Origin of the sequence: Streptomyces sp. NBC_01476 (assembly GCF_036227265.1) — a bacterium.
Lineage (GTDB): Bacteria > Actinomycetota > Actinomycetes > Streptomycetales > Streptomycetaceae > Actinacidiphila.
Genome location: NZ_CP109446.1, coordinates 2,197,487 through 2,215,656 on the forward strand (window position 1 = coordinate 2,197,487; position 18,170 = coordinate 2,215,656).

15 protein-coding genes and 1 pseudogene are annotated in these 18,170 nt (G+C 71.5%); 5 read left to right on the forward strand and 11 right to left on the reverse strand.

Annotated elements, in window-relative coordinates:
- Positions 1–21: 21 nt before the first annotated feature.
- The 3 genes from OG552_RS09575 to OG552_RS09585 are packed head-to-tail and all read right to left on the reverse strand — an operon-like array spanning position 22 to position 4,215.
- Positions 22–1,671, reverse strand: coding sequence for an amidohydrolase (locus OG552_RS09575; protein WP_329131233.1), 1,650 nt, complete (start codon positions 1,669–1,671; stop codon positions 22–24).
- On the reverse strand, positions 1,661–2,965 hold the full coding sequence (locus OG552_RS09580; RefSeq protein ID WP_329131235.1) for a metal-dependent hydrolase family protein: 1,305 nt from the start codon (positions 2,963–2,965) through the stop codon (positions 1,661–1,663). The genes OG552_RS09575 and OG552_RS09580 overlap by 11 nt, the downstream gene beginning before the upstream one ends.
- Positions 2,962–4,215 carry a M20 metallopeptidase family protein gene (locus tag OG552_RS09585; protein WP_329131237.1) on the reverse strand — a complete coding sequence of 418 codons (1,254 nt, stop codon included), beginning with the start codon at positions 4,213–4,215 and terminating at the stop codon, positions 2,962–2,964. The genes OG552_RS09580 and OG552_RS09585 overlap by 4 nt, the downstream gene beginning before the upstream one ends.
- A gap of 63 nt (positions 4,216–4,278) precedes the next feature.
- Between OG552_RS09585 and OG552_RS09590 the strand changes: the two are divergent.
- Positions 4,279–4,989, forward strand: a pseudogene (locus OG552_RS09590) (AsnC family transcriptional regulator); the annotation flags it as partial.
- A gap of 535 nt (positions 4,990–5,524) precedes the next feature.
- Positions 5,525–6,322: an SAM-dependent methyltransferase gene (locus tag OG552_RS09595; protein ID WP_329131238.1), complete on the forward strand. Its 798-nt coding sequence runs from the start codon at positions 5,525–5,527 to the stop codon at positions 6,320–6,322.
- A 232-nt stretch (positions 6,323–6,554) separates the two neighbouring features.
- Here the strand turns inward: OG552_RS09595 and OG552_RS09600 are convergent, their stop codons facing one another.
- From OG552_RS09600 to OG552_RS09610, 3 genes are all read right to left on the reverse strand, one after another.
- A complete protein-coding gene (locus OG552_RS09600) occupies positions 6,555–7,643 on the reverse strand; it encodes a WxL protein peptidoglycan domain-containing protein (protein WP_329131240.1) in 1,089 nt (362 codons plus the stop codon).
- A gap of 75 nt (positions 7,644–7,718) precedes the next feature.
- A complete protein-coding gene (locus tag OG552_RS09605; protein ID WP_329131242.1) occupies positions 7,719–9,695 on the reverse strand; it encodes a metallophosphoesterase family protein in 1,977 nt (658 codons plus the stop codon).
- 133 nt (positions 9,696–9,828) lie between these two features.
- Positions 9,829–11,040 carry a HupE/UreJ family protein gene (locus OG552_RS09610; protein WP_329131244.1) on the reverse strand — a complete coding sequence of 404 codons (1,212 nt, stop codon included), beginning with the start codon at positions 11,038–11,040 and terminating at the stop codon, positions 9,829–9,831.
- A gap of 181 nt (positions 11,041–11,221) precedes the next feature.
- On the opposite strand from OG552_RS09610, the gene OG552_RS09615 reads away from it, so the two are divergent.
- Positions 11,222–11,893 carry a hypothetical protein gene (locus OG552_RS09615; RefSeq protein ID WP_329131246.1) on the forward strand — a complete coding sequence of 224 codons (672 nt, stop codon included), beginning with the start codon at positions 11,222–11,224 and terminating at the stop codon, positions 11,891–11,893.
- A gap of 41 nt (positions 11,894–11,934) precedes the next feature.
- Here the strand turns inward: OG552_RS09615 and OG552_RS09620 are convergent, their stop codons facing one another.
- On the reverse strand, positions 11,935–12,696 hold the full coding sequence (locus OG552_RS09620; protein WP_329131247.1) for an SDR family oxidoreductase: 762 nt from the start codon (positions 12,694–12,696) through the stop codon (positions 11,935–11,937).
- Between the two features lie 106 nt (positions 12,697–12,802).
- Positions 12,803–13,732 (reverse strand): helix-turn-helix transcriptional regulator, encoded by a 930-nt coding sequence (locus OG552_RS09625; RefSeq protein ID WP_329131249.1) that lies wholly within the window; start codon positions 13,730–13,732, stop codon positions 12,803–12,805.
- A gap of 142 nt (positions 13,733–13,874) precedes the next feature.
- Here OG552_RS09625 and OG552_RS09630 point away from each other — a divergent pair, with 142 nt between their 5' ends.
- A complete protein-coding gene (locus tag OG552_RS09630) occupies positions 13,875–14,333 on the forward strand; it encodes a nuclear transport factor 2 family protein (protein ID WP_329131251.1) in 459 nt (152 codons plus the stop codon).
- Between the two features lie 200 nt (positions 14,334–14,533).
- On the opposite strand, the gene OG552_RS09635 is transcribed toward OG552_RS09630, so the two are convergent.
- Positions 14,534–15,871: a beta strand repeat-containing protein gene (locus OG552_RS09635; RefSeq protein ID WP_329131253.1), complete on the reverse strand. Its 1,338-nt coding sequence runs from the start codon at positions 15,869–15,871 to the stop codon at positions 14,534–14,536.
- Positions 15,872–16,224: 353 nt separating this feature from the next.
- Between OG552_RS09635 and OG552_RS09640 the strand changes: the two genes are divergently transcribed.
- On the forward strand, positions 16,225–16,437 hold the full coding sequence (locus tag OG552_RS09640; RefSeq protein ID WP_329131255.1) for a hypothetical protein: 213 nt from the start codon (positions 16,225–16,227) through the stop codon (positions 16,435–16,437).
- Here the strand turns inward: OG552_RS09640 and OG552_RS09645 are convergent.
- Together OG552_RS09645 and OG552_RS09650 are read right to left on the reverse strand one after the other, a co-directional pair.
- Positions 16,431–16,889, reverse strand: a complete 459-nt coding sequence (locus OG552_RS09645) for a hypothetical protein (protein WP_329140708.1) — start codon at positions 16,887–16,889, stop codon at positions 16,431–16,433. The genes OG552_RS09640 and OG552_RS09645 overlap by 7 nt on opposite strands.
- Before the next feature lie 288 nt (positions 16,890–17,177).
- On the reverse strand, positions 17,178–18,101 hold the full coding sequence (locus OG552_RS09650; RefSeq protein WP_329131257.1) for a LysR family transcriptional regulator: 924 nt from the start codon (positions 18,099–18,101) through the stop codon (positions 17,178–17,180).
- Positions 18,102–18,170: the final 69 nt, after the last annotated feature.

Genomic DNA, 18,170 nt, shown 5'->3' on the forward strand with positions numbered 1-18,170 from the left:
GCTCCGTGACACCGTGCGGAGTCAGCGGGGCACTGTGGTCGTTGCCTCATGGACGATCTCACCTCCGAGAATCGTGGCCGCGACGCCGATCTGCGAGATCGTCGTGGCCGGGACCGTTCGCGGGTCGCTGTCCAGCACCGTCAGGTCGGCGTACTTGCCGACGGTGATCGAGCCCTTCTTCCGCTCGTCGAAGGCGGCGTGGGCGGCGTTGCGGGTGTAGACGGTGAGCGCTTCCTCGACGGTCAGCGCTTCGTCGGGCGCGAACGGCCTGCCGTTCGCGGTGAGTTCGGTGACCGCGGCCTGGATCCCGATCAGCGGCTGGTACGAGGAGACCGGCGAGTCGCTGCTGCCGGCCACCGGGATGCCGGCCCGCAGCAGCGAGCCGAGCGGATAGGTCAGCCGGCAGCGCTCGGGCCCCAGGTGCCGCAGGAAGCCGTCGCCGAACTCGGCGATGAACGGCGGCTGGCCCACCGGGATCACGCCCATGCGGGCCATCCGCTCGATGATGTCCTGGCGCATCACCCCGCAGTGCTCGATGCGGTGCCGGTGGTCGGCCCGCGGCGCCCGCCGCAGCGCGCTCTCGTACGCGTCCAGGCACATGTCGATCGCGCGGTCGCCGATGGCGTGGATCGCCAGCTGCCAGCCGGCGCTGTGCCCGCGCCAGACGATGTCGTCCAGCTCGTCCTGGGTGAACATGGCCAGGCCCAGTTCGTTGCCTGCCGGGGCCGCGCCGTCCGCCGACGACTCCCGCAGCGCGTCCTCGTACGGGTGGCAGACCGCCGCGGTCCTGCCGATCAGCGACCCGTCGGAGATCGCCTTGATCGAACCGACCCGCAGCCGGTCGTCGCCGAAGCCGGTGTAGAGGCCGAGCCCTTCCAGCGCTTCGAGGAAGGGGGTGCGGATCATCATGTACGTCCGCAGCGCGAGCGTCCCGTCCGCCCACGCCTCCTGGAAGACCGAGAACTCCGGCGGGCTGAAGATCCCCGCCTCGTGGCCGCTGGTGATGCCGGCCGCGAGGCACGCCTGGCCCCCGGTGCGCAGGTACTCGCGCAGCTGTGACCTGTCCTGCGGCAGGAAGGGCACCCCGAGCAGGTCCTGTGCCTTCTCCTGGAGCAGCCCGGTCGGCTCCCCGTCGGCGTCGGTGGCGATGTGGCCGCCGAACGGGCTCGGGGTGTTCCGGGTGATGCCGGCCTGCCGCAGCGCGACGGAGTTGGCCACGCTCATGTGGCCGCTGACGTTGCGGATCATCACCGGGTGGTGCGGGCTGACCGCGTCGAGGTCCTGGCGGGTGGGGTGCCGGTGCTCGTGCAGGTTGTTGTCGTCGTAGCCCCGGCCGAGGATCCACTGCCCCGGCTCGGTGCCGGCCGCGCGCTCCGCGACCGCGCGGGTGATCTCGGTGATGGAACGGACCGCGGGGTAGCGGCAGTCGATCTGGGACATCCAGTACCCGAGGGTGATCACGTGCTGGTGCGCGTCGATGAACCCGGGCACCACGGTGGCGCCGCCGAGGTCGACCTCCCGGGGGTTGCCGCCGAAGGCGTACGGCGCGTCCTTGATGTCGCCGACCCAGGCGATCCGGCCGCGCCGGACGCCGATGGCGTTGGCGGTGGGCGGGACGCCGGGGTCGAGGGGGATGACCGTGGCGTTGGCCAGCAGCAGGTCACCGGGCATGGGCGGGCTCCTCGTTCTCGGTGTGCTCGGTCGCGGTCGGTGCGGAGGGGGTGCGGGTGGTCCTGACCACGCGCCGTCCGCCCTGCCAGACCTGGGCGATGCGGTCCGCGATACCGGTCAGCTCGTACGGGTCGCCGTCGACGACCACCAGATCGGCGGCGAGGCCCGGCGCCACCCGGCCGGCCACCTCGGCGAGGCCGCACAGTTCGGCGGCGCTGCCGGTCGCCGCGTAGAGCACGTCGGCCGGCCGCATGCCGCACTCGGCCATCAGGCCCAGTTCGCGCAGATTGTCGCCGTGCGGGCCGACCCCGCTGTCGGTGCCCATCGCGATCCGCACCCCGGCGAGCGCCGCCCTGCGTACCGAGTCCTGGTGCGCCTCGGCGACCTCGACGGCCTTGCGCACCACCGAGGGGGCGAGCTGTACGCCGCCGGCCGCGGCTTCGATGACGGCCAGCGGGGCGACCAGGGTGGGCACCAGCCAGGCACCGGACTCCAGCATCAGCTCGATGGCCTGGTCGTCGAGGTAGATGCCGTGCTCGATGGACCGGGCGCCGGCCAGCAGCGCGTTCTTGATCCCCACCGGCCCCTGGGCGTGGCTCATCACCGACAGCCCCGCCGCCTCCGCCTCGGCCACCGCCACGGTCAGTTCGTCCCGGCCGAACTGGGCGTGCCGCGGGTTGTCGTCGGGGGAGAGCACACCGCCGGTCGAGCAGACCTTGATCACGTCGGCGCCGGCCCTGATCACCTGCCGGACCACCCGGCGCATCTCGTCGGGCCCGTCGGCCAGGCCGCTGGGGCGGCCCGGGTGCGGATGCGACAGCCGCAGGTCGTACCCCGAGCGCAGCAGCCCGTCGCTGTGGCCGCCGGTCTGGCCGATGATGGTGATCGCGATCAGCGTGCGCGGGCCCTCGATCAGCCCGTCGCGCACCGCCTCGCGCAGCCCCGCGTCCGCTCCCCCGGCGTCCCGCACCGTGGTGACACCGGCGTCCAGGGTCGCCTTGAGGTGCCGGCCGGCCTGGAAGAACTCGTAGCTGAACGGCTGGTTGATCCGGCGCATGACGTCGACGCCGGCCATGGTGACGTGGACATGGCAGTCGAAGAAGCCGGGCAGGATCGTCTGCCCGCTGACGTCCACGCCGTCGTCGCCGTCGAGCCCGGTGCCGACCTCGACGATCCGGCCGCCGGCCAGCACGACGTCCGCGGCGGCGGGGGCGGCGCCGGTGCCGTCGAAGAGGGAGCCGCCGTGCAGGACGGTACGGCGGGGAGCCGGCCGGTTCGCGGACGCGGCGGTCATGAGCGGCCGCCTTCCGCCGCTCCGGCCGGTGCGCCGGCCGCCGCCGCGTCGTCGCGCGCGAGCGACCTGATCGCCAACTCGGCGTGCAGCAGCGCCCCGATGGGCAGCACGGCGTCGTCGAAGGTGGCCCGGGGGCTGTGGTTGTCCGGGCTCCGTGCCGGGTCGCCGGTGGCCGCGCCGAGCATCAGATAGCAGCCGGGCACCGCGGCCAGCACCCGGGAGAAGTCCTCCGCCCCGGCCTCCGGGTGCGCCATGCCCCGGTAGCCGTCCTCGCCGAAGACCTCGGTGACCACCTGCCGGGCGAACTCCGCGTGCACCGCGTCGTTGACGGTCGCCGGGTACTCGTCGCGGTACTCGACCGCCGCCTCCACCCCGTGGGCCGCGGCGATCTCCGCGCAGACCCGCGGCGCCTCCGCGCGGATACGGTCCCTGGCCCGATCGGAGAAGGTCCGTACCGTCGCGTCGAAGTGCGCGGTGTCCGGGATGATGTTGCGCCGGGTGCCGGCGTGGAAAGCGCCGACGGTCACCACCACCGGGTCGAAGATGTCGAAGCGCCGGGTGACCATCGTCTGGAGCGCGGTGACCATGGCCGCCGCCGCGGTCACCGGGTCGCGCCCGTTGTGCGGCGCGGAGCCGTGGCCGCCCTGGCCGTGCACGGTGACCCGGAGCCAGTCGCTGGCGGCCATCAGCGTGCCGGGCCGGGTCCCGAAGGTCCGCCGCGGGTACTTCGCCGCCATCACGTGCATGCCGTACGCCGCGTCGGCCCGCCGGCCGGAGGCGTCGAGCACCCCCTCGTCGATCATCAGGCCGGCGCCGTCCCAGCCCTCCTCGCCGGGCTGGAACATGAAGACCACATCACCGCGGAGCGCCTCCCGGTGCTCCGACAGCAGCCGTGCCGCCCCCACCAGCATGGCCATGTGCAGATCGTGGCCGCAGGCGTGCATCGCACCGTCGATCTCGCTGGCGAAGGCGGCCCCGCTCGCCTCCGTCACCGGCAGCGCGTCCATGTCGGCCCGCAGCAGTACGGTGGCCCGCGCGGATCGCGGTCCGCGCAGGACCGCGGTGACCGAACTCAGCGCCTTGCCGGTGGAGATCTCCAGACCCAGGCCGTCGAGCTCGCCGAGCAGCGTCTCCTGGGTCCAGGGAAGCTCCAGACCGATTTCCGGATGTCGGTGCAACCGCTGCCGCAAGGCCGTGAGCTGCGGCGAAAGCTCTGCCGCAGCCGTGCGAAGGGCCTGCTGAGAAGCCATGTCCGTACCTGTCTGTAGGGCTGACGGGGTGCGGATGAGGCTAGGATCCGAATAATCACCGGGATGTTACATGTGCAGAAATCACTTTTTTGGGTGGTGAAATTGTCGAAATCAATCACTCTCACCGATGGTGAGCGACTGTTGATCGATGCCCTGCAGATAGCACCCCGCATCTCCTGGTCGGCGCTGGGTGCGGCGCTGGGCATCACCCCCGTGACCGCGGCGCGGAGGTGGCGCCACCTCACCGAGAACGGCGTCGCCTGGGTCACCGTCGGCCCCGGCATGACCTACCGCAACGCCCAGTGCCTGGCCTATGTGGAGATCACCTGCCATCCCGCGCACCGGATGCGGGTCGCCCAGGAACTGGCCACCCATCCGCCGGCCCTCAATGTGGAGCTGACCTCGGGCCGCGCGGACATCCTGGTCACCGTCGCGGCGGCCGACCTCACCACGATGTCCCACTACCTGCTGGAACACCTCGGCCAGGTGGAACACGTGCTGACCACCCGGGCCTGGTTCGCCACCCGGCTGTACGCCGAGGGCTCGGTGTGGCGGCTCGGGGATCTCGCGCCCCGCGCGGCGGCGCTGCTCGACCAGCGGCGTGACGACCGGCCCGCGCAGCGGCCCGGCGACGCGCCGCTCGCCCTCACCGACACCCTCAAGACGATGCTGACCCACCTCTCGCACGACGGGCGCGCCTCGTACGCAGAACTCGCCGAACGGGCCGGCGTCAGCCCCACCACCGCCCGCCGCCAGGTGGAATACCTGCTGGCCTCCGGCGTCATCCTGCCCCGTACCGATGTCGCCGCGGCGGTCTGCGGATGGCCGGTGCAGGCGTATCTGTGGGCGAACGCCCCGGTCGACGCCCGCGCCGACAGCGCCCAGGCGCTCAGCCGGCTGCGCCAGGCCCGCCTGTGCGCGACCGTCGCGGCCGAGTCCAGCCTGGTGCTCGGCACCTGGCTGCGCACGGTGGAGGAGGTCCACCGGCTGGAGCTGGCGATGGCCGCGAAACTCCCCCAGGTCCAGGTGGTCGACCGCCTCATCGTGCTGCGTACCGTCAAGCGCATGGGGCGGCTGCTGGACGAGCTGGGCCGGGCGGTCGGCCACGTCCCCGTCAACTTCTGGGACGACCTCACCGAGCACGGGGATTTCCTCCCGATCAGCTCCTTATCGGACCGTCGCCGGGCGGAAGTGCGGGAGCCGGGGCGGGAGTTGGAGTGGGAGTCGGTGTGGGAGTCGGTGTGGGAAACTCTGATCAGCCGGTTCGCGGTCCGGGGGTGGCCGCGGCGGCCGTCGAGGGGAGTGCAGCGTGACGCAGAATGGTTTCCGCGCCGAAGAGATCGACACCAGCAGACCGCACCCTGCGCGGATCTACGACTACCTGCTGGGCGGCAAGGACAACTACGAGGTGGACCGCGAGGCGGGCAACCAGATCGCCTTCGCGGCGCCCGAGGTGCGGATCGGCGTACGGGCGAACCGCGCGTTCCTGCAGCGCGCGGTCCGGTACGTGGTCGGCAGCGGGGTCCGGCAGATCCTCGACATCGGCACCGGGCTGCCCACCTCGCCGAACGTCCATGAGATCGCCCAGGAAGTGGCGCCCGACGTGCGCATCGCGTACGTCGACAACGACCCGATCGTGAACACGTACGCCAACGCGCTGCTCAGCCGCTCCGGGGCGACCAGCGTCGTGCTCGCCGATCTGCGTGACCCGCGGGCCATCGTGGAGCACCCCGAGGTCCGGAAGGTCATCGACTTCGACCGGCCGGTCGCGCTGCTCCTGGTGGCGATCCTGCACTTCCTCACCGACGCGGAGCAGCCCGAGCGGATCGTCGCGACGCTGCGCGACGCGCTGCCGGCCGGCAGCTTCCTGGTGCTCTCCCACGCCACCGGTGACTTCGCCGACCGCAGTGAGGCCCAGGCCGTCTACAACAACGCCACCGCCACGCTCAACCTGCGCTCCCGCGCCGAGGTCGAGCGCTTCTTCGACGGCTTCGACCTCGTCGAACCGGGCCTGGCCCAAGTGCCGTTCTGGCGCCCCGACACCCCGCCCCCGCCCAAGTCCCGCGAGATCGGCTTCTACGGCGCCGTAGCCCGCACATCCGGCTGACCCACTCCCACCCGGCTCCGTAACCCGCCCCCGGGGCCGAACCCCCGCAGAACCGGCCGCCCGTTCCCGGCTGCCCCGCCCGGGCGACGCGGTGGCTCCGCGGGGCCGGTGGTTTCCGTGCGAACTGGGCGCGCGTCAGCCGCCGTTCCGTCCTCCGCCAGGGGGCGTCCGCCACCGCGGCCGGCCCGCCTCTGCCGCGGGGAGGGGCGTGGTCGCGGGGCGGGGCCGTGGGTCAGGTCTGCTGCTGCTCCTGCGTGGTCCGCTCGCGGAGCCGCTGTTCGACGGCCTCCCGTACGCGCGCGTCCTCGCGCAGCTTGCGCTGGACGCGGCTGCGGCGGGCGAGGACGATCACCGCGACGATCACCGCGATCAGGAGGATGACCAGCACCAGCAGCGTCCACGGCACCGCCCAGCCGTGTGCCGTGGCCCGGACCGCCCCCAGGGGACTGGTCGAGCCCGACGCGTCGGTGAGCAGCGGCGTGAGCGTGGCGGTCGCCGCCACCCGTACCCCCGGCGCCACACCGTGCACCGGCACCTTCACCTTCCAGCTCTCGCCGGGCAGCAGCTGCGGCGGCGCGGCGATGGCGCCCGACGCGGTGCGCAGCCGGCCGAACGGTCCGGAGACCGAGACCGTCTGCTGCGCCGACAGGATCGCGTTGCCGGTGTTGTGGATCGTGTAGGTGACGGTCGCGTCACCCGTGCCGAACGGATTGGCCGTGCCGGCGAACCCCACGTGCAGGTCCTCGACGGCGAGGCCCGGCTTGAGTTCGCCGCTGACCCGCAGCTTGACCCGGATCCCGAGCCGCCGGTCCACATTGATGCCCTCGGCGTCGTCGCGCTGCGTCAGCGAGGTGAGGATGCCGCCCACGTAGTCGCCGGGCGTGGCGTTCTTCGGCACGGTGACGGTGAAGGGCACGTCGGCGGACTGCCCGGGCTTGATCACGACGCTGTCGTGGCCCGCGTGGACCCAGGCCCCGATCCCGACCGACTTCTTGCCCTTGGGGAGCAGGTCGAGCTGGCCGGTGCCGGTGGTGAATCCGTCGGCGGCGTAGACGGCGAGTGTGACGGGCACCGCGCCGCGGTTGGCGACGGTCATGGTGTCCTTGACCTGCGCGCCGGGGTTGACGGAGTAGCTGAAGCTGGACCGGTCGGCGCCGTACCCGTTCGCGGCCGTCCTGACCGTCCAGGTGACGTCGCCGTCGTCGGCCGCCGCGGGGCCGGCGTTCAGACCGGCGATCGCGAAGGCGGCGAGCAGGGCCAGGGCGACGGTACGGAGCAGGGCGGCGCCGGTGGTCTTCCGGCGCGTTGCGAACGCGTGCATCGGGGGATTCTCCTGGGGACAGAGGCGGGGCAGGCCACGCGAGGGGCCTGCCCCGCCCGGGTGGAACAGGTCCGATCAGCTGCTGAGCGCGGTGATCGTGAGAGTGGCGCTGTAACCGCCCTTTTCAACGCTGTCCGGGATCTTCAGATCCAGGTCGGCGCCGAGCTTGGCGGTACCCCGGGGGTGGCCCTGATCGGCCGAACCCAGACCGCGCGAGACGGACAGACCCTTGCCCTTGTCGTCGTAGCCGGAGGCCACCGAGTCGCTGGCCTTGGCGCCCGCGCCGTCCTGCAGAACGCGCGGCTTCCAGCCCAGGTAGGAGCCGGAGAACGTCTTGCCGGCGTCCTGGAAGTCGCTCACACTGGCCGAGATCGACCAGGGAGCCAGCGAGCGGCGGCTGTCCGACACGGCGATCGGGTTGATCTTGCCGGTCGCGGTGAAGTGGTCACCGTTGACCTCCTGGGCGGTGCCGAGGTCGACCAAACCGTTGTAACCGTCGATCGTCCAGCCGAACTCACCCGGAGCGGCGGTCGGCACGTTGACCTGGAGGTCCTGGCCGGTGCCGTGGTACGGGTGCACGGTGACCTTGTCGACGAGCGAGCCCACCGGCTGGTCGGCCGTGGTGTTCTCGCACCAGTTGCCGTGCTGCACCGAGGAGTTCGGCGCCGCGCAGGTGCCGCTGCGGACGTTCTCGACCACGAGCTTGTCGTTGCGCACCTGCACCTTGACGTAGGTGCGGACGTGCTCCTGGTTCTGGACCGAGTTGTACCAGTACTTCTTCGGGTCCAGCGGGTCGGCGCCGTTGCCGGCACCGCTCGTACCGCTGTTGTCCGGGGCCGTGATGTCGTAGTACTTAGAGCCCGAGGCGGAGTTGGCCGTCACGTAGAGGACGCCGCCGGGACCCGGGTACACGTCGGCGGCACCGGGCTGCTCGGCCGCGTCCGCCTTCTCCCCGTTCTTGATCAGGTAGCTGCGGGAGTAGCTGTGGTCGTGGCCCTGGAGCACCAGGTCGACACCGAGCTTGGAGAAGGTGGTCGGGAAGGCCACACGACGGACCTTGTTGTCGCCGTCCTTCGCGTGGTCGGCCGGGGAGTAGATCGAGTGGTGGTACGTGAGCACCTTCCACTTCGCCTCGGCGCCGTGCTCCTTGATGACCTTGCTGACGTAGTCGATGTGCGCCGCGTCACCGCCGCCGCCCTGGGAGGTGGCGTAGCTGTTGCTGTTGAGGTCGATGAACAGCACATCCTTGTAGATGTACCAGTAGTCACCGCCGGAGGTGTTGGAGGCCGGGTCGCCGTTGGAGTACAGCGCGGCCGACCGGTCGGTGTTCGGGGTGTAGAAGTGCTGCTCGTACGCCTTGCCGCCGACGTCGTGGTTGCCGATGGTGGCCGCCCACGGGTACTGGCGCAGCTTGTCGGGCGCCAGGAAGGCGTTCCACTGGGACTCGGTGTTGGCCGTCTCGACCTGGTCACCGCCCGACACCAGCAGTTCGGAGTCCGGGTTCGCGGCGAGCGCCACGTCCACGGTGTCCTGCCAGCCGGCCTGGTCCTGTGCCAGATCGCCGGACGAGCCGATCTGCGGGTCGCCGAAGAACAGGAAGTCGTAGTTGCCTTCGAAATCCTGCGTCTTGAAGGAGTACGTCGAGGACCAGTTGCCCTCGCTGCCGACCCGGTAGGAGTACTGCGTGTGCTCCTTGAGGTTGGTGGCCGTGGCGTGGCGGTTGAAGCCGCCACTGGTGGCTATGTTCGCGGCGCCCGCGGCGTCGAAGGTGGCGGCGCCGGCCGGGAACTCGCCGCCCGCCAGCTCCGCGGTCGGGGCGACCTGGAGCTGCTGCGCGGTGTCCGCCGATGAGTACCAGGTCACGGTGCGCTGCGACTCGTTGGCGCCCACACCGAGGATGATGCCGGTGATCGTGGTCGGTTCGGCGGCCCCGGCGGGGGTCGCCAGGCCGCTGCCGAGTGCCACGGCCAAGCCCAGGAGCGCTGCGGTGGCCCCGGTTGCCACGCGGCGCCGCACAGGCCCGGGGGCCTGCGTCGGGGGTCTCAATTTCATCAGTTTCTGTTCCTTCTGCCCACAGAGGTGCATGGAATGGAGATCGTCAAGCTCTCAGCAGCCGGTTAACCAACGCTAAACACGGTCTTGGTGATATCTAAACTTTCCCCGTGCGAAAAAAATTTGCCGGGAATCACAAAATGAACACCCGTTGCACGAACCACAGGAGTCCCATGGCGGCCACTCCCGCGGAGATGGCGCCGGTCGCCCAGAGGCCCGCGGTCGGTGCCCGGTGCCGAAGCACCGTCAGAAGCGGGAAGACCAGCGCGATGATCGTCAACTGCACGCCTTCGATACCGACGTTGAAGACCAGCAGGGACCACAGCAGCGTCCACGAGAACGCCTTGTCGATCCCCAGCGCGCCCGCGAAGCCGAGGCCGTGCACGAGACCGAAGCAGAACACCACCGCGAGACGGGTCCAGCCCGCGCGGTCCAGGCTGAAGTGGCCGTGCCCCGCGAGCTCCAGCTCGGTGGCGTCGCCGCCGCGCCGCCAGATCCGCCACAGGTACCAGCCGGCGACCACCGCGATCGACAGCGCGATGACCGGCTCCACCACCCGCGACGGCACGTCGACCAGCCCGAGGGCGGCGAGCATGAACGTCACCGAGTGCGCGAGGGTGAAGCTCGTGGCGGCGAGCACGATCTCGCGCAGGCGCCGCGAGCCGGCGATGAGCGCCAGCAGGAAGAGGATGTGGTCGATCCCGGTCAGCAGGTGCTCGGCGCCCAGCCGGAAGAACTCCCAGAACCGCTCGTACCACGCCTGACTCATCGAGAAGGACGGATGAGCGGCGTCGAGCGCGGCGCTGCCCGACCGGCCGTCGACGTCGTAGGTGACGATCGTCTTGGTACCGGAGACGTACTTCTCGGCGTCGGGGAAGAGCTTGCTCGTCACCTGGTGGTCGTCGCCCCGCCCGGCACAGCTCCAGTCGAGCAGCAGATCGGCGTACGGCACGCCTTCCTGCCGGCCCATGGTGAAGCCGCCGACCCGGGTGGGCGTGCAGACCCTGCCGTCCAGGGTGACCGAGAAGCGCCGGGTGACGTAGCCGACGGCCGACGTGGCATGGGCGTTGAGCGCCGCGGCCTGCGCCGTGGTGTCACCCGCGTCGAAGGCGGCGTTGCCCGTCTTGAAGAGGGGGTCGTCGTGCTCGAAGTCGGCGGCGGACACCACGAAGAGGTCGTACTCCAGCTCCAGCTTTGTGCGCAGGTGCCCCTCGTCACCGTCGGAGACATGGACGTAGACGACCGACGAGAAGCCGTGGGCAGCCGCCGGCTGCTGCCCGGCGCTGAGGAGGGCGATCACCACCGCGGCGACAGCGACGATGGTGCGGCGGACCCGTTGCGACATGTGACTCCTTTGACTCCTTATGGTTGAAGCTGCACGTTGCAGGTCACGGGTGAACGGATACCGGCCGGTCGGCGAACCGTGGAAAAACAAACGCGAGAACGGCGCCCGCGGACAAAGACGGCAGGCACGGGGATAGGAGGATGTGGGCGCACTATCCGCCACTCCTCGGAGGACGATCACCTTGCGCCCCTCGCTACGGGTCGCCGCCACCCTGGCCGCGGCCGCCGCGCTGGTCACCGGATGCGGCTCCGGCGACGACTGGTCACAGCCGCACCCCAAGCCCAGCGCCGTCGGCAACCTCGGCCCGGGGTTCATCGACCCCGCCGCCCCGCCCGCCCCGGAGGCGACCGCCACACCGCGGCCGGGCTCCTGGGACGGGGTCCACCCGTCGAAGGGCTACCGCGTGGCGCTGCTCACCGCGGGGAGCGACCGCCCGACCAGGACCCTGGTGAAGGCGGTCGAGGAGTGGGCCGGGGCAGAGCACGTCGACCTCAGGAAGGTGGTCGCCGACGGCCCGTCCGACCTGCTGCCCAGCATCACCAAGGCGCTGGAGATGGGCCCGGACCTCATCGTCAGCGCGGGCAACGACCTGATCGACCCGCTGGCGACGGTCACGCCGAGCCACCTGTCACAGCAGTTCCTCGTCGTGGGCGCGGAGTTGGCCGAGCCGACCCACAACGTCACGGCGGTCGACTGGTCCGGTGCGTCCTTCCGCGGCGAAGGACTCGGCGCGTCCTCCACGTACGACCCGGCCTCTTTCACCCCCGTGCGCTCGGCCGCCTCCATCAGGGCGGGCGTGGCGGCGGTCCTCAACGACCTGACCGGGATCGTCATCTGGCTCGACACGGTCTAGCCGGGGCGGGGCCTGTCCGGGGCCGGAACCCTTCGCGCCCGTCAGTGGGAGAGGAGCTGCTGGCCGCCGTCGATGTCGTACGTCGCGCCGGTGAGCGCGTCGTTGGCCATGATGTGCAGGGCCAGCGCGGCGACGTCGGCCGGCCCGACGACCCGTCGGATGGGGAGCGTGGTGCGCAGCTCCTCACGCCGGGCTTCGAGCCCGTCGCCGAGGAGCGAGGCCGACAGGGGTGTGTCGACGAATCCGGCGGCGATGAGGTTCACCCGGACCGGGGCCAGTTCGAGCGCCAGGTTGGCGGTGAGGGCGGGCAGCGCCGCGGTGAGCGAGGCCATGACGGACAGGCCGATGCCGGGGCGCCGGCCGCCGGTGCCGCCGATGAAGAGCAGTGTGCCGCCGGGCCGGACCGTGTCACGGCTGTAGAGACCGACCGCGAGGGTCATGGCGATGCGCCGCCCGAAGTCACGGCGGGCGGCATCGATGTCCATGTCCGCCAGCGGCATGTACGAGGGGCTGCCGGCGGTGACCATCACATGGTCGACCGGGCCGGGCAGCTCCTGGAAGAACCGCTCCAGGCGGTCGGTGTCGGTGGCGTCGAACGCCGCTGTGCTCACCGGGTCGAGTTCGAGCGCGGCCTGCTGGAGCCGCTCGGGGTTGCGGGCGACCAGGATCACCCGGCCGCCGTCCGCACGTACCTGGCGGGCGGTCTCGAGTCCGATACCCGCGCTGGCACCGATCACCACGACCGTCTGATCGGCGAGAGCGGGCCGGCGCTGGGCGCTGGGGGAACCGGGTGCGGCGGTCATGCCCCGATTGTCACGCTTCGGTCCGCCGCGCGCCTGCCGGGTGACCCGTCCGGCGGCCACCAGGCCGGCGGCCACCCGGCCGGCAGCCGCGCCCCGACCCGGGCCGTCAGGGTTGCGGGGCTGAGGGTCCGGCCGGGGAGGCGGGGGCCCGGTCCTGTCCGGGGGTGGCGGGCCGGCGGTCCTGTCCGGGGGTCGTGGGCCGGCCGGCCAGCAGCTTCAGGGCGTCCTCGGTGGCGGTTCCGGGTGGCGCGCTGTAGACGACCACGCTCAGCCCGCTCTCGTCCGGCAGGCTCATGGTCTCCTGATCGAGTTCCAGGTCGCCGACGAGCGGATGGTTGAGGCGTTTGGTGCTGTCACGGAAGACATGCACGTCCTGGGCTCCCCACATCACCCGGAAGGCGTCGCTGCGGGTGGACAACTCCCCGATCAGGTTGGACAGTTCCCGGTCGTAGGGGCTCCTCCCCGCCTCGACGCGCAGCGCGCCCACGGCGAAGCGGGCCATACGGTCCCAGTCGGTGTAGAACCGCCCGGCCGCGGGGTTGAGGAACGCGAACCGGGCGACGTTCCCCCCGCAGGTCGGGTCGGCGTACATCTCCGCGTACAGCGCCCGGCCGAGGGAGTTGGCGGCAAGCGTGTCGAGGCGGTTGTTCATCACGTACGCCGGCAAGCCCGGCATCCCTTCGACGATCCGCGCCACGCTCGGCCGCACCGCCGGCCGGGCCGCCCGCGGCCGGGCCCGCGCCGCCCCGGGCGCCGGTCCGGCGGCGCGGGCGAGGTCGTAGAGGTACATGCGCTCGGTCTCGTCCAGCCGCAGGGCCTGGGCGAGGGCGTCCAGCACGCTGTCCGAGACACCCCTGAGGTTGCCGCGTTCCAGGCGCGTGTAGTACTCGACGCTCACCCCGGCGAGCACCGCGACCTCACCCCTGCGCAGTCCCGGCACCCGGCGCTGACCGTACACCGGCAGCCCCGCCTGCCCGGGAGCGATCCTCTCCCGTCGGGAGCGGAGAAATGCGCTCACTGCGTCCCGGTTGTCCATGGGCCCAGCGTAGACAGGCCGCGCCGCGGGTGGGGGACTCTGCCGTTACCCCTCACAGCAAAGACTCCCCCGTCCCCGCCGTCTGCCGTTGCATGGTGCGTGCCCCGATCCTCCGGGGCCCGCAGGGGAAGGGACCCAGACCATGAGCAACCAGAACGACAACGACGGCGCGAACTACAACGAGACGGCGGCGCGGACCCCCGCCGATGTGGTGCGCGGGCTGTACGCGGCACTGAGCACGGGCGACGTACCGGGTGTCCTGGCCCGGCTCGACCCCGAGGTGATCGTCGACGAGCCGGTCCACCTTCCGTACGGCGGCGTGCACCAGGGCCGCGAGGTGTTCGTGCGGTCGGTCCTGGGCGCAATGATGGGGTACGCCGACGTCGCCATCACCGCCGCCGAGGTCTTCGAGGGCCCGGCCGGCGTCGTCGGAACACTCACCGGAACGCTCACCGCCCACACCACCGGCGAGCAGTACCCGCTGACCATGGTCGAGATCCACCAGGTGGAGTCCGGCACGGTACGGAAGATCGACGTCTACACCAAGAACCCCCACGAACTCGCCGCCTTCTACGCGCGCGCCGAGGCCGGCACCCGCTAGCCCGGTGGCGCGCGGGACGCCTGCCACCAGGTGGTCTCCTCCGGCATCTGCCGCGCCGCCGCGGCGACTTGCCGGGGACGGCGCGGCCGAGGCCGGAGGTGACCACCGGCCTCGCACATGGTGAGCCCCCGCCGACGTACCGCGGCGCGGCCTGCCGGCCCGGGGGAAGCCCCCGGGCCGGCAGGTACTGACGGGATCGGTCAGACGTAGATGAACCCGCCGGGCACGGTGGCGCTTCCGCCCGCAGTCGTGACGACCACCGCCTGGTTGCCGAGCAACCCGGCCGGAGTCACCGCGAACAGCACGGTCCCGGTCGGATCGACCGTGATGCCGGTCGCCAGGACGCCGCCGACGGTGACCGTCGCTCCGATCAGGTTCGTCCCCGTGATGACGATCGCTGTGCCGCCGAGCACCGGACCCGTGGCCGGAACCACTACGCTCACGGTCGGAGCCGCTGCCGCGGCGTAGGTGAATCCGCCGGGCACGGTGACACTGCCGGCCGGAGTCGTGACGACGACCGGCTGGTTGCCGAGCACACCGGCCGGGGTCACGGCCGTCAGCACCGTCCCGCCCGCGTTGACGGTGACACCGGTGGCCGCGACGCCGCCGACGGTGACCGTCGCCCCGGTCAGGTTCGTCCCCGTGATGACGATCGGCGTACCGCCGAGCACCGGACCCGTGGCCGGAACCAGCGCGGTGACGGTCGGAGCCGCTGCCGCGCCGTAGGTGAACCCGCCGGGCACGGTGACACTGCCCGCCGGAGTCGTGACGACAACCGGCTGGTTGCCGGCCGTGCCGGCGGGAGTCACCGCGAACAGCACGGTCCCGCCCGCGTTGACGGTCACGCCGGTCGCTGCGACGCCGCCGACGGTGACCGTCGCCCCGGTCAGGTTCGTCCCCGTGATGACGATCGGCGTACCACCGGTCACCGGACCCGTGGCCGGAACCAGCGCGGTGACGGTGGGAGCCGCTCCGGCACCGTAGGTGAACCCGCCGGGCACCACGGTGCTGCCGGTGGGGGTGACGACGGTGACCGGGACGTTACCGGCCGCGCCGGCGGGTGTGATTCCGGTCAGCGAGGTGCCGGCCGGGTTGACCGTCACACCCGTGGCGGGAAGGGCACCGAAGAGCACGGTGGCCCCGGTGAGGTTGGTGCCGGTGATGGTGAACGGGGTGCCGCCGGCGACCGGGCCGGTGGCCGGGGTGATGGCCGTGGCGGTCGGCGGCACCACCGTGCCCACGTAGGTGTAGTTGGCGGCGTTGCTGGTCCCGGACGGTCCGGTCGCCAGGACCGGTACCGAACCCGCGACGTGCGGCGGGGCGAGGACCAGGAGGGTCAGGCCCGCGGGGTCCTGCGAGACGATGGTGGCCGGTACGCCACCGAAGGTGACGCTCGTGACACCGCTGAGGCCGAGGCCCACCAGCAGGACCAGATTGCCGCCCGCGGCCGGCCCGAAGCCGGGCACCGCAACGATGAGCACCGGACCCGCCTGGGACTGCGTCGGGAACGGCGGGAAGGGGAACGTGGGTGTGGACATGGTGTGTCTCCTACGCGTTGGTGGTGGACTGAAGCTGTCCCCGGTTCGCGTCCGGCCGGGTGGTACCGGCCGTAGGGAGTGGGCATCACCCTTGTGCTGCGGGGTGCCTCCTGCCGGCCGTGGCGCGGCCAACAGGTGCGTACGGATCGCCCGGTCACGGAGGGGAGTCGGCGCCGGCCGATGCCGGAAGAGACCAGAGGGGCCTCCGCATGTCGCAGATGCTCGCCGCGAGGCAGCCCCCAACGCCGCTCTGCCTGCAGAAAGAGCGGGACGTGTAGGTCGACTGCCGAACTCCCGGGGCGGGGTGGGCGACCCACCGGTTGGTACTCCCAGTAACGCATCGACTACGTAAAGTGACAAGGGCCACGCCGACGCGTCACCCGTTCGGCCTAGTCATTCCCCGGGCCTGGGCACAGCTACCGTCGACCAGCTGGATCCACGTCTGGGGCACCCTCGCGCTGCTGGTCCACGCGGCGGCCTCGCCCCCGTACACGAGGGAGGAGTTGTTCGAGAGACTGCGGAACCGGCTCGTCGACCAGGTACGGCAGCTCACCGACGATCACTGAGAAGCGTCGCCCCGACCGCCCGCATCCCCGGCCGGACGAGGCGGCCTCGCGGGCGCGGTGGTGAAGGTCAGACCTGAGAAGTCCCGCCCCTGCAGTACCGGCCCGTACTGAGTGCCACCGCTGATCGTGTTGTTCACTGCTCTCTCGTCGGTGCGCACCGCCTCCGCTCGCCGGAGCCAGGCCATGAGGGCTGTGTGAAAGTCCGAGTCCAGTGCGGCCCGCACTGCCAACGCCGTGCTCAGCGCCTGCGCGCTGTGCTGGTCGTCGGGATCCCGCGCGAGCCGCGCCAGCTCCTCTTCCCCCGTACTGACCGCCGGTGCGGCCCCGGCATCCTCGCTACGCCGGAACGGACGCCTCACGAGCGCCGCCAGCCCGGCCCACACGTCGCGTCCGAGTTCCCCACCGGCTCCGCCGGCGAGCGCGGCCAGTAACCCCAGTGACACCGGATCCATCAGCACCCCCCCTGCTCTCGGGACAATCCGCAATGGACCATTCACCGAACCCAAGCGATCGGAACACAGTCCTGTTCCCGGTCGGCGTACGGTTCAATCCAAGTCTGAGGCCACGTCGGCCAAGTGCCCGGCCATCTCCCGGTGCCAGGGAGTGAGTTCGGGATGAGGCACCAGGTCGAGCGGTCCCGTCGCAGACCGGTGTGCGGCCGGCGGCTGTGGTGACGCTGCGGCCGTCGGCCAGGACGAGGCCCTTGAAAACGGTCTGCGTGGCGTCGCCGAAGCCTGACCTCAACGAGTCTTGCCCGCGTTGGACGCGATGTCGGCGAGCGTGCGGGCGGGACCGCTGAGACTGTGGCCCGCTCGGTGGATCATCCGGAGTGTGCGTGACAGGTCCAGGCCCTCGACCGGTACGGCAACGACGATGCCGGCAGCAACGTCCCGCGATACGGCGAGAGAACTGAGCACGGCCGGTGCGACCCCCTCGGCCACCGCTGTCTTGATGGCCGTGGTCGAGGAGACCTCCACCACGGGCGCGGCCAGTGGAGCATCAGTACCGGCCCGCAGAGCCCGTTCGAGAAAAAGCCGGGTGCCGGAGCCGGCCTCACGGCTGACAAGGGGGGTGCCGGCCAGTTCCTCCGCCGAGACGCGCCTGCGGCCGGGACGTGTCCACGGGTGGCCTGGGAAGACGATCACCGTGAGCTCGTCATGCCCGACGCACTGAGCGGCGAGGCCCGGCGGGACCGTGGGACCCTCCACGAAACCGATCGCCACGGTTCCGTCCAGCACAGCCACCGCCACCTCCTCGGAGTTTCCCGTCGTCAAGGAGACCGCCGTTCCGGACCGGGCCCGGTGGAAGCGGACAAGCCAGTGCGGCAGCAGATACTCCGCGATCGTGAGACTCGCGGCCACCGGCAGCCGGGCCTCGGCGGAGTTGTGCAGGGAGGCGATGCCCGCCTCCAGGGCAGCCGCCCCGTCCAGAGCGGTACGCGCCCAGTCGGCCACCAGGGCGCCCTGCCCGGTGAGCCGGGACCCTTGCGGCGAGCGCTCCAGCAAGGTCACACCCAGACGCCGTTCCAGATACTTGATACGGGAACTGGCGGCCGGCTGACTGATGCCGTGCTCCCGCGCGGCGGCACCGAGACTGCCCAGCCGCGCGACAGACAGCAGAAGCTCGAAGGGGCCGAGGTCGGTCACCCGGCTGGACAGGGGCATAAGCCGAGTCTATGGCGCCATGCCGGACTGGTCCCTACCGACCCCATCCCACCGCGGCGAGGGTGGAAC

Excerpts from the sequence above, each read along its gene's own strand:
- OG552_RS09575 (WP_329131233.1), bottom strand. The coding sequence starts at position 1,671 with ATGCCCGGTGACCTGCTGCTGGCCAACGCCACGGTCATCCCCCTCGAC.
- OG552_RS09580 (WP_329131235.1), bottom strand. The coding sequence starts at position 2,965 with ATGACCGCCGCGTCCGCGAACCGGCCGGCTCCCCGCCGTACCGTCCTG.
- OG552_RS09585 (WP_329131237.1), bottom strand. The coding sequence starts at position 4,215 with ATGGCTTCTCAGCAGGCCCTTCGCACGGCTGCGGCAGAGCTTTCGCCG.
- OG552_RS09600 (WP_329131240.1), bottom strand. The coding sequence starts at position 7,643 with ATGCACGCGTTCGCAACGCGCCGGAAGACCACCGGCGCCGCCCTGCTC.
- OG552_RS09605 (WP_329131242.1), bottom strand. The coding sequence starts at position 9,695 with ATGAAATTGAGACCCCCGACGCAGGCCCCCGGGCCTGTGCGGCGCCGC.
- OG552_RS09610 (WP_329131244.1), bottom strand. The coding sequence starts at position 11,040 with ATGTCGCAACGGGTCCGCCGCACCATCGTCGCTGTCGCCGCGGTGGTG.
- OG552_RS09620 (WP_329131247.1), bottom strand. The coding sequence starts at position 12,696 with ATGACCGCCGCACCCGGTTCCCCCAGCGCCCAGCGCCGGCCCGCTCTC.
- OG552_RS09625 (WP_329131249.1), bottom strand. The coding sequence starts at position 13,732 with ATGGACAACCGGGACGCAGTGAGCGCATTTCTCCGCTCCCGACGGGAG.
- OG552_RS09630 (WP_329131251.1), top strand. The coding sequence starts at position 13,875 with ATGAGCAACCAGAACGACAACGACGGCGCGAACTACAACGAGACGGCG.
- OG552_RS09635 (WP_329131253.1), bottom strand. The coding sequence starts at position 15,871 with ATGTCCACACCCACGTTCCCCTTCCCGCCGTTCCCGACGCAGTCCCAG.
- OG552_RS09645 (WP_329140708.1), bottom strand. The coding sequence starts at position 16,889 with ATGGATCCGGTGTCACTGGGGTTACTGGCCGCGCTCGCCGGCGGAGCC.
- OG552_RS09650 (WP_329131257.1), bottom strand. The coding sequence starts at position 18,101 with ATGCCCCTGTCCAGCCGGGTGACCGACCTCGGCCCCTTCGAGCTTCTG.